15 protein-coding genes are annotated in these 14,722 nt (G+C 71.0%); 1 reads left to right on the top strand and 14 read right to left on the bottom strand.

Annotated features, from left to right (window positions below; translation table 11 throughout):
• Positions 1-31: 31 nt before the first annotated feature.
• The 6 genes from J2N69_RS26490 to J2N69_RS26465 form a co-directional block, all read right to left on the bottom strand.
• Positions 32-226 carry an acyl-CoA carboxylase subunit epsilon gene (locus J2N69_RS26490; RefSeq protein WP_230902963.1) on the bottom strand — a complete coding sequence of 65 codons (195 nt, stop codon included), beginning with the start codon at positions 224-226 and terminating at the stop codon, positions 32-34.
• 21 nt (positions 227-247) lie between these two features.
• Positions 248-1,840, bottom strand: a complete 1,593-nt coding sequence (locus tag J2N69_RS26485; RefSeq protein ID WP_230902962.1) for an acyl-CoA carboxylase subunit beta — start codon at positions 1,838-1,840, stop codon at positions 248-250.
• A 302-nt stretch (positions 1,841-2,142) separates the two neighbouring features.
• Positions 2,143-2,988 (bottom strand): ABC transporter permease, encoded by an 846-nt coding sequence (locus J2N69_RS26480; protein WP_230902961.1) that lies wholly within the window; start codon positions 2,986-2,988, stop codon positions 2,143-2,145.
• Positions 2,985-3,956, bottom strand: a complete 972-nt coding sequence (locus J2N69_RS26475; protein ID WP_230902960.1) for an ATP-binding cassette domain-containing protein — start codon at positions 3,954-3,956, stop codon at positions 2,985-2,987. Before J2N69_RS26475 ends, J2N69_RS26480 begins: the two co-directional genes overlap by 4 nt.
• A 127-nt stretch (positions 3,957-4,083) precedes the next feature.
• Positions 4,084-4,923 carry a DUF4097 family beta strand repeat-containing protein gene (locus J2N69_RS26470; RefSeq protein WP_230902959.1) on the bottom strand — a complete coding sequence of 280 codons (840 nt, stop codon included), beginning with the start codon at positions 4,921-4,923 and terminating at the stop codon, positions 4,084-4,086.
• A 105-nt stretch (positions 4,924-5,028) separates the two neighbouring features.
• Entirely contained in the window at positions 5,029-5,568 is a 540-nt protein-coding gene (locus J2N69_RS26465; RefSeq protein WP_230902958.1) for an Arc family DNA-binding protein, read from the bottom strand.
• Between the two features lie 225 nt (positions 5,569-5,793).
• Here J2N69_RS26465 and J2N69_RS26460 point away from each other — a divergent pair, with 225 nt between their 5' ends.
• A complete protein-coding gene (locus J2N69_RS26460) occupies positions 5,794-6,408 on the top strand; it encodes a YceI family protein (RefSeq protein WP_230902957.1) in 615 nt (204 codons plus the stop codon).
• Between the two features lie 3 nt (positions 6,409-6,411).
• On the opposite strand, the gene J2N69_RS26455 is transcribed toward J2N69_RS26460, so the two are convergent.
• The 8 genes from J2N69_RS26455 to J2N69_RS26420 form a co-directional block, all read right to left on the bottom strand.
• The gene (locus J2N69_RS26455; RefSeq protein ID WP_230902956.1) at positions 6,412-7,320 is read right to left on the bottom strand and encodes an alpha/beta fold hydrolase; all 909 of its coding nucleotides are present in this window, start codon (positions 7,318-7,320) and stop codon (positions 6,412-6,414) included.
• Between the two features lie 118 nt (positions 7,321-7,438).
• Entirely contained in the window at positions 7,439-8,803 is a 1,365-nt protein-coding gene (locus tag J2N69_RS26450; protein ID WP_408056804.1) for a hypothetical protein, read from the bottom strand.
• A 113-nt stretch (positions 8,804-8,916) separates the two neighbouring features.
• Entirely contained in the window at positions 8,917-10,521 is a 1,605-nt protein-coding gene (cimA, locus tag J2N69_RS26445; protein WP_230902955.1) for a citramalate synthase, read from the bottom strand.
• 563 nt (positions 10,522-11,084) lie between these two features.
• Positions 11,085-11,693 carry a TetR/AcrR family transcriptional regulator gene (locus J2N69_RS26440; RefSeq protein WP_230902954.1) on the bottom strand — a complete coding sequence of 203 codons (609 nt, stop codon included), beginning with the start codon at positions 11,691-11,693 and terminating at the stop codon, positions 11,085-11,087.
• Positions 11,694-12,545: 852 nt separating this feature from the next.
• The gene (locus J2N69_RS26435) at positions 12,546-12,686 is read right to left on the bottom strand and encodes a hypothetical protein (protein ID WP_230902953.1); all 141 of its coding nucleotides are present in this window, start codon (positions 12,684-12,686) and stop codon (positions 12,546-12,548) included.
• Between the two features lie 505 nt (positions 12,687-13,191).
• On the bottom strand, positions 13,192-13,332 hold the full coding sequence (locus J2N69_RS26430; protein ID WP_230902952.1) for a hypothetical protein: 141 nt from the start codon (positions 13,330-13,332) through the stop codon (positions 13,192-13,194).
• A 304-nt stretch (positions 13,333-13,636) separates the two neighbouring features.
• The gene (locus tag J2N69_RS26425) at positions 13,637-13,972 is read right to left on the bottom strand and encodes a DUF6233 domain-containing protein (RefSeq protein WP_230902951.1); all 336 of its coding nucleotides are present in this window, start codon (positions 13,970-13,972) and stop codon (positions 13,637-13,639) included.
• Between the two features lie 161 nt (positions 13,973-14,133).
• A complete protein-coding gene (locus J2N69_RS26420) occupies positions 14,134-14,502 on the bottom strand; it encodes a peptidase inhibitor family I36 protein (protein WP_230902950.1) in 369 nt (122 codons plus the stop codon).
• Positions 14,503-14,722 lie beyond the last annotated feature (220 nt).

Here is a 14,722-nt window from a genome sequence, read left to right as displayed (position 1 = left end):
GTGGAGTGCGGGGCCTTGTGTCGCGGGGGTGTCAGCCCTGCCAGCTGTGGGGGGCGCGGAAGCCCGGGGTGCGTTCCAGGCGGCGCCAGCCGGCCTTGTCGCGGCCGCGGTGGGACGGGGCGGCGGCGGGCCGGGCGGCGGCGCGGGCCAGCAGGATCGCGGTGATGGCCGCGACTTCCTCGGGCTCGGCGTGGCCCTTCTCGACGCGGATGTCGGGAGGTGTCATCTGCAGCGTTCTCCTTGTGGGCTACTGCGGGGGGTTGCCGTGCTTGCGCGAGGGCAGATCGGCGTGCTTGTTGGCGAGCATCGCGAGGGACTTGATGAGCACCTCGCGCGTGTGTACGGGGTCGATGACGTCGTCCACCAGACCGCGTTCGGCGGCGTAGTACGGGTGCATCAGTTCGGCCTTGTATTCCTTGACCATGCGGGTGCGCATGGCCTCCGGATCCTCGGCCGCGGCGATCTGCCGGCGGAAGATCACGTTGGCGGCGCCCTCGGCACCCATCACCGCGATCTCGTTCGTCGGCCAGGCGTACGTCAGGTCCGCGCCGATCGACTGCGAGTCCATGACGATGTACGCCCCGCCGTACGCCTTGCGCAGGATCAGGGAGATGCGCGGCACGGTCGCGTTGCAGTACGCGTACAGCAGCTTCGCCCCGTGGCGGATGATGCCGCCGTGCTCCTGGTCCACGCCCGGGAGGAAGCCCGGGACGTCCAGCAGCGTCACGATCGGGATATTGAAAGCGTCGCACATCTGGACGAAGCGTGCCGCCTTCTCGGAGGCCTCGATGTCCAGGACGCCCGCCAGGGCCTGCGGCTGGTTGGCGACGATGCCCACCACCTTGCCGTCCAGCCGGGCCAGGGCACAGATGATGTTCCGCGCCCAGCGCTCGTGGACCTCCAGGTAGTCGCCGTCGTCGACGAGCTCCTCGATGACCTTGGCCATGTCGTACGGACGGTTGCCGTCCGCCGGAACCAGGTCGAGCAGCACGTCCGAGCGGCGCTCGGCCGGGTCCTCCGACTCGTGCGCCGGGGGGTTCTCCCGGTTGTTCGAGGGGAGCATCGAGATGAGGTAGCGGACCTCGGCGAGGCAGGTCTCCTCGTCGTCGTACGCGAAGTGGCACACGCCGGAGGTCTCGGCGTGCACGTCCGCGCCGCCCAGGCCGTTCTGCGTGATCTCCTCGCCGGTCACCGCGCGGACCACGTCGGGCCCGGTGATGAACATCTGCGAGGTCTCGCGGACCATGAAGACGAAGTCCGTCAGGGCCGGCGAGTAGGCGGCGCCGCCCGCGCACGGGCCGAGCATCACGCTGATCTGCGGGATGACACCGGACGCCTTGGTGTTGCGCTGGAAGATGCCGCCGTACCCGGCGAGCGCGCTGACGCCCTCCTGGATACGGGCGCCCGCGCCGTCGTTCAGCGAGACCAGCGGGGCACCGGCCGCGATGGCCATGTCCATGATCTTGTGGATCTTCGTGGCGTGCGCCTCGCCCAGCGCGCCGCCGAAGATGCGGAAGTCGTGCGCGTAGACGAAGACCGTCCGGCCCTCGACCGTGCCCCAGCCGGTGATGACACCGTCGGTGTACGGCTTCTTGGCCTCCAGGCCGAAGCCCGTGGCGCGGTGCCTGCGCAACTGCTCGACCTCGTTGAACGAGCCCGGGTCGAGGAGCAGCTCGATCCGCTCCCGTGCGGTCAGCTTGCCCTTGGCGTGCTGCGCCTCGGTCGCCTTCTCGCTGGGTCCGCGCAGCGCCTCGGCACGGATGTCGTGCAGTTCGGCCACGCGCCCACGCGCGTCGGTGGGCTCGCCCCCGGAGGAGGCGGTCTCGTCCAAAACGGTCATGTAGCGACCTTACGGAGCGCCCACGGTTAAACGAACCGTCGACTCCGTACAGTCTCCGGGCCGTTTTCCTGGCACCCCCGGACAGAAGGGAGAGAGGTTGCTGAATAAGTGACTGTTCACGGCCTCCCCCTTTGTGGGGTTTCCATAAACACGGCCCGTCCGGCTGTCGCCGAGGCGTTCCGGTCCGCTGAGAGACGGCTCACAGTGGCCGCGGGCGCACGCCGTTCCCGCACCGTAGCGGTCGGCCCGCCGCGCGGCCCAGCGGGAGGCCGAGTTGGCGGGGGCCGACAAGCCGCGTGGGGTCAGCGGGTGGCGTCGCGGCGGAACAGGGACCGCGCCCAGACGAACCCGCCCACGGCGATCAGCACGCCCCAGCCGACCGCCAGCGGCCCGTACCGGCCGATCTCGTCGCCGAGGAGCAGGCCGCGCAGGGTCTCGATGAAGGCGGTGTAGGGCTGCCACTCGGCGAAGTGGCGCAGCCAGTCCGGCATGGAGTCGAGCGGCACGAAGGCGCTGCTGAGGAACGGCAGCAGGAAGGAGAAGGGCAGGGCGACGCTGCTGGCCGCCTCGGGTGCCTTGACCAGCTGGCCGAGCGCGACGGCGAGCCAGGTGAGGGCCGTGCACATGAGGGCGAGCAGACCGGCCGCGGCGAGCCACTCAAGGGGCTCGGCGCCGGAGCGGAAGCCGACGAGGAAGGCGACGCCCATCACGAGGACGATGCTGAGCAGCGTCTGGATGACGGCGCCGACGGCGCGTCCGGTGAGGATCGAGGAGCCGTTGATCGGCATCGTCCGGAAGCGGGTCACGATGCCCTCGGTCATGTCGGTGCAGACGCCGACCGTGGTGGGCAGGACGCCCGAGCCGACGGCCATCAGCAGGATGCCGGGGACGAGGTACTTGATGTAGTCGCCGGAGCCCTGGCCGCCCATGCCGGCCGACATCGTGCCGCCGAAGACGTAGTTGAAGAGCAGCAGCATGGCGATGGGCATGCTCACCAGGCTGATCGTCATGGCCGGGTAGCGGCGGGCGTGCCGGAGGTTGCGGCGCAGCATGGTCAGCGAGGTGCGCGGTGCGGACGGGGCGGCCGGGCGTGAGCGGGTGACGGCCGCCGGGGGCGTGGTGGACGTGGGGGCGGTGGAGGCGCTCATCGGGTCGTCACTTTCTCGTTGTCGGGGCGGCCGGTCACGGCGAAGAAGACGTCGTCCAGGTCGGGGGTGTCGATGGCGAGGCCCTCCACCTCGACCTCCGCGGCCTCGACCCAGTCGAGCAGGGCCTTCACGGACCGCACGCTGCCGTCGCCGGGGACCTGGAGGGTGAGGGCCTCGCTGTCGGCGGTGCCGATGCCGAGGGCGCGGGCGGCGCGGTCCAGACCGGACGCGTCGGCGAACCGCAGGACGACGTGGCCGCCCGGGACGAGGCGCTTGAGTTCGGCGGGAGTGCCCTCGGCGACGAGCTTGCCGCCGTTCAGCACCGCGATGCGGTCGGCGAGCTGGTCGGCCTCTTCCAGGTACTGCGTGGTCAGGAAGACGGTGACGCCGTCGCCGACGAGTTCGCGGACGATCTCCCACATGCCGTGGCGGCTGCGCGGATCGAGGCCGGTGGTCGGCTCGTCGAGGAAGATGACGTCCGGGCCGCCGACCAGGGTCATCGCGATGTCGAGGCGGCGGCGCATGCCGCCGGAGTACGTCGAGGCGGGCCTCCTCGCCGCCTCCACGAGGTCGAACCGCTCGACGAGGCCGGCGGCGAGGCTCCTCGCCCGGCGGCGGCGGTACCCGTACAGCTCCGCCATCAGGAGCAGGTTCTCCTCGCCGGTCAGCAGGTTGTCGACGGCCGAGAACTGGCCGGTGACGCCGATCGCGGCGCGGACCGCCTCGGGTTCGCGGACCAGGTCGTGGCCCGCGACGCGCACTTCGCCCGCGTCCGGCGTGACCAGGGTGGAGAGGATCTGTACGGCGGTCGTCTTGCCGGCGCCGTTCGGGCCGAGCAGGGAGAAGACCGACCCCTTGGGGATGTGCAGGTCGATGCCGTCGAGCACGGTCTTCTCGCCGAAGGACTTGCGCAGCCCGGTGGCGGTGATCGCGGGGGTGGGCGGCGGGGGCTGGTGGGAGACGGGCATGGCGGGTCCCTTTCGGTCGGGGGGGCGGGCTTTCGGGCAGCACCCATTACCGGACACCAGTTCGAAATGAGGGGCGTACTGGTCCGGTGTCGTCCGGCAGCGGTGCGGTATTGGTTCGTCCGGGAGCTCAGGCCCGGTGGATGGCGATGTCGCCCATCCCGGTGCGGGCCCGCACCTTGAGTGTGTCCGCGGGCTCGGTCGGCGGCTCGGACTCCTCCAGGGCGTTGCGCACCACTCCCGCGCGCGTCCGCACGTCGAGCCAGGCAGCCGTGCCCTCGCGTACGCCGAACTCGACCTGGCCCACGGCCGTCTCCAGGACAGCCGTGCCGCACGCCAACTCGCCGACGCGGATGGCACCGTTGGCGGTCTTCACCGTCACGTCGGCCGCCGCGCGCTCGACGGTGACGGAGCCGTTGGCCGCCTTGACCGACAGCTCACCCTCGATCTCGCCGAGGTCGGTGACGCCGTTGGAGTTCTTGACCGTCGCGGCACCCTCGACCTCCGCGAGCCGGATCTCCCCGGAGCCCGTGGTGGCGTGCGCCTCGCCGTTCGCGCGGCCCACGGAAATGTCGCCGTAGCCCGTGGTCAGCCGCAGGGTCCCCGCCTGCTCCAGCTGGATGTCACCGGCGGACGTCTTGACCTCGCAGTCGCCGAGGCGGCCCTTGGCGGAGAAGTGCGCCATCGCGGCGGTGGCCCGTACCTCGGAGCCGGCCGGCAGCGTGATCTCCACGTCGACCGAGGAGCCCTTGGCGAACGGGGACCGCTCCTTGACCCCCTTGACCAGCAGTTTTCCGTTCGCGAACTCGACGCGGGTGCGCTCGGCGGCCCGCACGTCCGCCTCCCGGTCCGCACTGTTGGGACGTACGTCGACGACGGTGGAGGCGCCGTCCCCCGCGGTGACGCGGAAGGTGCCGGACTCGATGGAGAGGGTGGCGGTGATGGGCTCGGGGGTGTCGAAAGAAGGCATGGCTGTCCCGTCCTGGTGGCTCGACGAGCCCCAGGGGGCTCGGTGTCGGTGTGGTGAAGCAGCGCTGAGGTCGTGGCGCCGGCGGCCCCGGGCGGGGCCGGCCGGTCAGCGCACCCAGCCCGTGAAGCCGCCGCCGAAGCCGCGGGCCTCGCGGCGGCCGGTCGCGCCCGGTCCGCCGCCCGGCTGGTCCAGGGCCGCGGAGACGGCGCGGACCAGCCAGGCGTTGACCGAGAGGCCGTCACGGCTCGCGGCCTCCTCCACGCGGGTCTTCACGTGGGCCGGGAGGCGCAGATTGATGCGGGCGGTGCCGCCGTCGTCCGGGGCCTCGGAAGCGGGGGGCGCGGGCGGCTTCACGGCCATCAGCGCCGCGTACTCCGCCTCGGCGTCGAACGGCTCCGCGGACGGCGGGGGCGTCACCACGAACTCGGGGTCGAGACCGCGCAGTCGCACGTCCACCGAGCCCGGCGCGAGATCGCTGGTGATCTCTTCGGCGGCGGCGGACAGGGCGTTCAGCAGGGTGAGCCGTGCCGCCGATTCGAGCGGAGCGGTGAGGCGCTCGGCCAGGGCCCGGGCCTCTTCGCCCCCGGCCTCGGCGGCCACCGCGAGCTCCTGCCGGAGCTGGTCGACGTACTGCGTGAGGTTCATGACGCCATAATGGCACCATCGTGGTGCCATCGCAAGTGCCAGTCACACCACAGGGTGCCACCAGGTGCCATGAGGTGCCATGAGGCGCCACGAGATGCCAGGCGGCGCCGCGCGGGTCTCCAGAGCCAGGGAAAGTTGAAAGCTGAACCGAATCGCGCTACCTTGAATTTCGTTGAACCTTCAACAGAAGCTTTCCAGTGAAGCTCGTCCCCCAAGGAGCACGTCATGGGTCTCTTCGGCCGCAAGAACGACACCACCACCGTCACCGCCCCCGCGCCCGCCGCGACCGACCCAGCGCTCGCCGCGCTGACCGGTGACTACACGATCGACCCCGCCCACTCGACGATCGGCTTCGTCGCCCGCCACGCCATGGTCACGAACGTCAAGGGGTCCTTCCGCGACGTCTCGGGCACGCTGCACCTGGACGGCACCGACCCGTCCCGCTCGACGGCCTCCATCGACGTACGGATGGACAGCATCGACACCGGCAACGCCGACCGTGACGGTCACCTGAAGAGCGCGGACTTCTTCAAGACCGAGGAGTTCCCGGAGATGACCTTCCGCACCACCAAGGCGGAGGCCCTCGGGGGCGACGACTACCGCGTCACCGGCGACCTGACGATCCTCGGCACGACGAGGCCGCTCTCCGTCGACCTGGAGTTCAACGGCTCGGCCAAGGACCCGTTCGGCAACGAGCGCGTCGGCTTCGAGGGCAAGGCCGAGATCCTGCGTTCGCAGTGGGGTCTGACCTGGAACGCCGCGCTGGAGACCGGCGGCGTGCTCGTCTCCGACAAGATCAAGCTGAACTTCGACATCTCGGCGATCAAGGCCGCCTCCTGAGCGTCACCCCTCCCGCCGCCCGCCGGCCGTGTGCCCCAGGATCGCCTCCGCGAGCGGTCCGAGCACGGCCGGGGGCAGGGCGTGTCCCATGCCCGGTATCTCCACCAGCCGGGCGCCCGCGATGACTTGGGCCAGGTGCTGGGGGTGCGGGGGCGGGAAGACCGGCTCGGCAGGGGCCGAGACGACGAGGGTCGGGACCGCGTTACGGGCCAGTTCGGCGGTGCGCAGCATGCCGGAGTCGTCGGCGCGGCCGTGCGCGGTCGAGACCGCGTAGGTACCGGCGTGCTCGATGACACGTCGCTCCAGCTCCCTGAAGTACGCCTCGTCGAAGGGGAGTTGGCCGCCGCCCAGCACACGCCAGTGCTCCACCCGCCGGTCCAGTTCGGCCGCCGGGCCGTGGTCCTCGACCGGGCGCGCCCACAGCTCCAGCACCTCCGGCGTGATGCCGGGCAGCTCCGCGACGGGTACGCGCGTACCGTCCGGCCGCACGTAGGGCGTCTCGCTCAGTGCGCACGTGCCCAACAAAGTGGCGCTCAGCACCCGTTCGGGGTGGTCGGCCAGCACCAACTGGGTGAGCATGCCGCCCAGCGACAGTCCGACGAGGCGCGCCCGCTCGACCCCGAGGCCGTCCAGGACCGCGATGACATCCTGCGCCAGGTCCGTCACGCGGTACGGCTGCTCCTCGAACGAGTGGCTCGACCTACCCGTGTCGCGGTGGTCGTAGCGGATGACGTGGTGGTGCTCGGCGAGCGCGTCCACCAGCGGCTCCGGCCAGCCGATCGCCGAGGCCTGGGCCCCCATGACCAGGAGCAGCGCCGGGGCGTCGGCCGGCCCGCGCCGCTCGGTCCACAGCCGCACTCCCGGTGCGACCTCGACGTACTGCTCCCGCACCCGCTCGTCGGCGTGCTTCATGAGCCACCCTCCCGTACGACAGGACCGCACCTCGATTTCCAGGCGGCCACTTTACGAGACGGACCGTATCGTCTCGAACATACGGGGGTCAAGTGCCGGCGTCGGCCGTCATTCAAGGTCAGAAGTTGCCTCCGCCGAAGCCGCCGCCTCCACCGAAGTCACCGCCGCCCCCGAAGTCACCGCCTCCGCCGAAGCCGCCGCCGAAGTCACCGGGATCGAAGTCCGCGCCGGACTGGTCGCCGCCCTCGTAGCCGCCGCCGGCGTCGCCGTATCCGTAGCCGTAGTCCGCCGCGTACGCGGGGCCCGCCATCATCCCGCCGAGCATCGTGCCGATGAGCAGGCCCGGCAGGATGCCTCCGCCGAAGTAGCCACCCGCCCACGGGCCGTAGGCCGGACCGGCCTCCCAGTAGGGGCGCCGCTCGCCCGCGTCCGTGTCCACGGTGCGCACCATCGGGTCCTGTCCGTCCGCCAGGCGTGCCGCGTCGGCCGCGCAGACCGGGACCTCGCGCCGCGCGCCGCCGGGCGGGGCCCACGTCGCGTCCTGGACCGAGGGGCCGTGCCGGGGGTCGAAGAAGCAGGGGGCCCGGCGCTCCGGCAGCGGGCGGCCCTCGCGCCGCGCGGCGAGCAGCGCCAGGGAGAAGCGTCCGTCCTCCAGGGCCTGGGTCACCCCTCGCACGTCCTCGGGGCGCGCCGCGGCCGCCATGTACGACTTCGCCTTCTCGTACGCGTCGAGCGCGTGTTCGTAGTCGGCGCGCATCGCGTCGTCCGCCCCGGGCTCGGCGGGGTGGAAGTCGAGCCGGTCCAGTTCCTCGCCGAACGCGGTGATGTCCTCGTCGACGACGACGGACAGTTTGCGCAGCGCCTCGCGCTGTGCCTCCTCGTGGCGCCGCTTCTTGCGCCGGATCACGGCGTACGCGCCCACGCCGCCGGCCACGATGACCACGCCGACCCCGGCCAGGGTGCCCACCGAGACGCCTTCGCCCACGGGGCCGCCGCTCCAGGACCGCGGGGCGTCGCCCCTGGCCTGCGCGATCGCCTCGTCGACGAATTCGTTGAGCTGCGTGTTCGCGTCCTGGCCCCGGACCAGCGAGACGAGGTTGGTGACGGCGTTGCCCGTCAGCACCGACCGGTCGGCCCTGGCGTCGAAGCCGTCGCCGAGCCGGACCGCGTACACGCCCGTCACGCCCGTCTCGGTCCGCAGCTTCTGGAAGATGTCCTGGCGCGGGAAGTCCTGCGGCAGGACGGCCACGAACACCGGCTTGTCCGCGTCCTCGATCTTCTGGGCGAGGGCGTCGGCCTGGGAGTCGGACAGCTGGTCCGACGCCGCGGGATCGACGTACACCGGATCTTTCTGCCACGCCTCGGCCACCTCCGAGGTGCTGGAGACGGCCGACGCCCCGGGAGCCGCCGTGAAGGACGCGGCGCCCAGGGCGAGCATCAGCCCGGAAAGCCCCATACTGAACCGCTTCGTCCGATTCCTCATACTTCGAACGTAACCCAGGGGGGCCGCCCGCGGAGGTTCGGGGGGTACCCGGGGCGGGGGGGGTTGCCCGGGGCAGGGCTTCCCGGAGGTAGGGGTATCCCGGAGGCGAGGAGTTACTCGGACGGTTCGACGCCGGCGCGCAGCAGGCCGTACGTGTAGGCGTCCTCCAGCGCGCCCCACGACGCGGCGATGACGTTCTCCGCGACGCCCACGGTCGACCACTCCCCCACGCCGTCCGACGTCGAGATCAGCACGCGCGTGGTGGACGACGTGCCGTGCTTGCCCTCCAGGATGCGGACCTTGTAGTCCACCAGCTCCAGCTTCGCGAGCTGCGGGTAGATCCGCTCCAGGCCGACCCGCAGCGCCCGGTCGAGGGCGTTGACCGGGCCGTTTCCCTCCGCCGTGGCGACGATGCGCTCGCCCTTGGCCCACAGTTTCACGGTCGCCTCGTTGGCGTGCGTGCCGTCGGGGCGGTCCTCGACGATCGCCCGCCAGGACTCCACGCGGAAGTAGCGGCGGGCCCGGCCCTCGGCCTCCTCCCTCAGCAGCAGCTCGAAGGAGGCGTCGGCGGCCTCGTACGTGTAGCCCTGGAGTTCGCGCTCTTTGACGCGCTCCACGACCCGGCCGACCAGCGCGCGGTCGTCGCCGAGGTCGACGCCCAGCTCCTTGCCCTTCAGCTCGATGGAGGCGCGGCCCGCCATGTCGGAGACGAGCATGCGGATGCGGTTGCCGACCAGGTCCGGGTCGATGTGCTGGTAGAGGTCCGGGTCGACCTTGATCGCGGAGGCGTGCAGGCCCGCCTTGTGCGCGAACGCGGAGACACCCACGTACGGCTGATGCGTGGAGGGCGTGAGGTTGACGACCTCGGCGATGGCGTGGGAGACGCGGGTCATCTCGCGCAGCGAGCCCTCGGGCAGGACCCGCTTGCCGTACTTCAGTTCCAGGGCGGCGACGACGGGGAAGAGGTTGGCGTTGCCGACGCGCTCGCCGTAGCCGTTGGCCGTGCACTGCACGTGGGTGGCGCCGGCGTCGACGGCGGCGAGGGTGTTGGCGACCGCGCAGCCGGTGTCGTCCTGGGCGTGGATGCCGAGGCGGGCGCCGGTGTCGGCGGCGACGGTGGCCACGACGGCCTGGACCTGGGCGGGGAGCATGCCGCCGTTGGTGTCGCACAGGACGACGACGTCGGCGCCCGCCTCGGCGGCGGCCCGTACGACGGACTTCGCGTACTCGGGGTTGGCGCGGTAGCCGTCGAAGAAGTGCTCGCAGTCGACGAAGACGCGGCGGCCCTGCTCGCGCAGGTAGGAGACGGTGTCGCGGACCATCTCCAGGTTCTCGTCCAGGGTGGTGCGCAGGGCGAGTTCGACGTGCCGGTCGTGGGACTTGGCGACCAGGGTGATGACGGGGGCACCGGAGTGCAGCAGGGCGTTGACCTGCGGGTCGTCGGCCGCCCTGGCGCCCGCGCGGCGGGTGGCGCCGAAGGCGACGAGCTGGGCGTGCCGGAAGGCGATCTCCTGCTGGGCCCGCGCGAAGAACTCGGTGTCGCGCGGGTTGGCGCCGGGCCAGCCGCCCTCGATGAAGCCCACGCCGAAGTCGTCCAGATGCCGGGCGATGGTCAGCTTGTCCGCGACGGTCAGGTTGATGCCTTCGCGCTGGGCGCCGTCGCGCAGCGTCGTGTCGAAGACGTGGAAGGCATCGTCGGGGGTGCTGGTTTCCGTCATGCTGATCTGGCTCCTGTGTCGGATCTCGGTCTACCGGAAGGACCGGCTCCACCGCCCACAATGATCCCGCGCGCTCCGCGTCCGGCTGAAGTTGGGCCGGGAAACGAAAAAACCCCTCGCGGGTGCGAGAGGTCTGCGCGCGGGTCGAGGACGACGGTGTCCGCCCGTACGTGATGGGTACGAGACGGTCACTGCGGACCGGCGCGCCTGCTGCCAATAATCATGGCGAACGAGAGCACGGACGCAGCCTGCCACAGCCGCGGCCCGCCGCGCGGCCGCGTCTCACGATGCGGTCGGCGTGCCGGACGCCTCGTCCGCGCTGCGGATCAGGGCCGGGCCGATGGCCTGGCGGGCCTGCCGACGCGAGGCGCTCGGTCTCCCCCCTCCCGGTCAGGTCACGGGACCGTCCGCTCCATTCGTTGACATCCCCCGGCACACTGAACCGGGTGACGGCGACTCGAAGGCGACGACCGTGGCGTTCTCGTTGGCGGAGGGGTGGCGCGCCGCGATGTCGCTGCGGTGGCCCTGGGGTCGACGGCACCCAGACGGGCCGCCGGGCGTCCCTACGCGCCCGAGGCGAGCGCGCCGTCCAAGAACTCCCGTACGTGGGCGAGGACTTGCTCGCGGCCGGTGCCGCGCAGCCCGATCGCCACGTGGATGGAGAACCCGTCGAGGAGCGCCCGCAGCCGGGCGGCGAAGCGGTCGGGGTCGACCGGCCCGAACTCGCCGCGCGAGACGCCCTCGGCGAGCAGCGCCACGAGGTCGCGGTGCCAGGCGCCCTCGATCGCGGCCTGCCGGTCACGGCCTTCCTCGTCGGCGTTGAGGGAACGGTTCCAGACCTCCAGCCAGAGCGTCCAGTGGGGGTCGCCGGGGCCGTCGGGGACGTACAGCTCGACGTAGGCGTCCAGGCGCGCGCGGGCCGTGCCGGGGCGGGCGAGGAGGCGGCCGCGCTCGATGCCGAGCCGGCCCTCGCTCCACTCCAGGGTGCGCAGCAGCAGTTCGTCCTTGGTGCGGAAGTAGTAGAGGAGGTGCCCGGAACTCATGCCCACCTCTCGGCCGAGCGCGGCCATGGTCAGCTTCTCCAGGCCGCGCTCGGCGATCATCTCCATGGCCGTGGTCAGCACGTCCTCACGCGGGGGGGCGTTCTTCCGCGCGCGGACCTGACCGACCATGTCACTGCTCCTTGGCTTACGTCTTCGCTGCTGCCGGCTGATGCGGTGGTTGCCACCGGGCGTCGGTCCCGCCCTCACGTCGATGCGCTGTCGCATCCGCCTCGAACCGCGCCCGCAGCACGCTCACGATCTGGCGCTCCATCTTAGGCGTCGCCTTCCGGTACGCCGCCTCGGCCCGAGGTGAGTCCGCCGCGGTCGGGGGGTGTGTGCTCTTGCTACGAGCGTTGAGCATGGCGACGTACGTGACGCTCGTCGAGCATGGCGGCGTACGTGGTGCTGGCGTGCGCCCCAGCCGTGGACGCGGCCCACCTGTCCGAGTGGGCTGCGACACCGGCGCCGACCGCCTGGAGCCCTCCACCGCTTCGCTGACGAGATCACCCTTGACGCCGATGACCGCCCCATCGTCCGGGTGCTCGACCGAGCACTCGCCGGCGAGGGAATGGAGCCGGAGGACGGGGGCTCGAACCGCGAAGTATTCCCTCATCCCCGACATCGCCAGCCGTCTCCGCGACGCCACCGGCAGCGGCGAGTGCCACGCCGCCGGCCTGATCCACGACCTCGCGGACAACCGTGCAACCGTCGCCGAGGCGCGCGCCGGGCCGGCGGCCATCGAGTCAGGCCACGTCTGACGAGAGCGTCGGCCATTGCGGCCCGAGTCTGCGGCGGCCGATCATGATCCCGTCCCGACTACCGCCAGGAGACCCAGCGATGAGTGCCGGCCCCGCCGACTTCGTAGCCGCCGCCGCAGAAATCCTCACCACCACCGACCCCAGCCCTCAGGACCGCGCCGTCGCCCGGGCCATCCGTGAGTCCGCCTCATGACGTGCGCGACATGACCGATCGGCGCCCCCCTCAGCGCTGCCGACGACGGCGCCGGACCAGGCCGCCGACGATGAAGACAGCGAGGACCAACCAGATCGTCACGAAGAGGACCTCTCCCCACACGGGCCCGTCGGGGCCTCCGCCGGGAGCGGCCAGAAACTGAGAATTCATCGCAGTCCTCTCGGGTCGACGGCTCAGTGCATCTCCCCATGCCCGCTGAGAGGCGCGGCATGACCGGCCGAACCCCGCTGGACGAGAGGACGCCGAGGCCAGCATCGAGCGCGACGCGCCTACGCCCACGAGCCGCGCCGCAAGAAGCCCATGGGCCCTCTATCCGGCATTGACGAACCGCCCGGCCCGGCAGCGAACGAAGTGACCGAGCCCTCCGGATTCGCGGTGATCGACGCTTCCATTCGCCTCGAAGGCCCCAAATCACGGTCGCGGACGACGAGATCACCACGGTCGGCACTTTCGGCGGGAGTACGGACGGTGCTCGCCACCATCGAGCACCTCGACGACGCTGCCCCTCCCCTCCCCATGAGCCCCACCTCGACGCCCCGAACACCACGGCCGGCCCTGGCCTCGTGCCAGGGGCGTCGGCCACGGAGACGATGAGCGCGAGGACTTCCTCATGCAGACTCGGGCTGCCGCAGCGTCCGGCAGCGCCTCCTCGCGATCAGTACCTCTTGCCCTTCTTCATCCTGCGGGTCCGCCAGACTCCGATCGATCCGGAGATGAGCGTGATGACGACGAGCATGATTGCCCCCGTGGGCCAGAACGGCATGGGGTCGTCGGCGGTTAAGTACAGGTGCTCCACAGCCTGGCCTCCTCCGTTGGCGGCGAGCCACGCTCCGTCCGCCGCGGCCCCTGCTGGTCGGTTACCCGCGTTCCGTCGCGGCACAGCACCACAGAAGGTTCGGGCTGCCTCGTAGTCGTGTGCCCGTCCGGCAGCCCGGCACGGCGCAGGAATTCGATCCCGTCCTTCACGGAGGCGAGGCCGATGATCGTGCCGTCGACACGGACGCGGCGGCCGCCGTCGCCATCGGGCGGGTAGATCACTACGGGCACGGTGGAGGCCAAGTGGCCAGCGTGAGGGGCTGGGCGCGGCGGCGCGCGTTGGGCTACTCCAGCATGCCGAGAGCTGTGTCCGGTCGGCACTGCGGGCACGGGACGACACCATCCGCGAGCACGCGGCGCGCCTCGTCCTGTGTGATGGGCCGCGAGCGCTTCTTGGCGCTCCAGCAGTCCCCGACGTGGACGTAGACCGGGGTGCGTCCGTTGATTCCCTGTTCGAGCAGCCAGTCCGGGGGCGGGGGGCGATGTTTGCCCTCGGCTTGCTCGGCCTGGCGCCGCTCTTCGTCAGCGATCCATCGGCGGGTGCGCTCCAGGTCGCCGAGCTGGTCGCGTTCCAGGAAGCGGAGCAGGTCGAGGCGGGTAAGGGGAGTGCGATCGTTCACACGTTCGCTTCTATGGCGCTGATTCAGGTACTCCTGCCGGATCATCCGGCCGGAGCTACACCAGCACACCAACCATGCGGCGCCCGGTCGGGACACGGCCCCGACTCCACCGTTCGGAGCCGGGGCCACAGGGCAATCACATAGCTGCCGCAATCAAACGGTCAGCAGGCGTCGATGTACCAGATCGGAGCCCAGTTTCCCGACGCATCCTTGGAGGGGGCGCCCGGAGTCTCGTAGACCAGCTCCTTGTTCTTGCCGAGCATCCGGGCCTTGGTGCCCCGGGTCTGGTTGTTGTACCAGGAGCCGCCGCTGTTCAGGCCGTCAGGGATTTCCTGGACATAGCAATCCTTGAACCGGAATGCCAGGTCCTTGAAATTCGCCTTCTTGTACCCGCAGAAGTAGCCCAGAGGACAATCGGCCGGAGCGGCCGATGCCTTGGCCGTCGGCGCGCTTGCCCCGGCGGTGGGCGCCGCGAGCGCCGAACCGGCCAATGCGACCGCGGCTATTCCAATTGCGAAACTCTTCCTCATGGAGCCCCTCCGTAGTGTCGCATCCATACCCGCTGGTCAAGCGGACAAAGGAGACCCTAGAGGTGACGCTGACACTGAGACGTCCAACTACAGGAGTGCTTCCGTGTCAACTTCTGCGGTATTGCGGTAAACCAGAGCAGTACGTGACCCTGAGCCGGCGTAGGGGCAGCCGGCGCCCTACGCTCTGAATGTCGGACAGCCTTCTTCGCCGCCTGCTCGA

Source organism: Streptomyces huasconensis (genome assembly GCF_021028635.1).
In the GTDB taxonomy this organism is placed as follows: Bacteria; Actinomycetota; Actinomycetes; order Streptomycetales; family Streptomycetaceae; genus Streptomyces; species Streptomyces huasconensis.
This window is presented reverse-complemented; position numbering and strand designations above follow the sequence as displayed.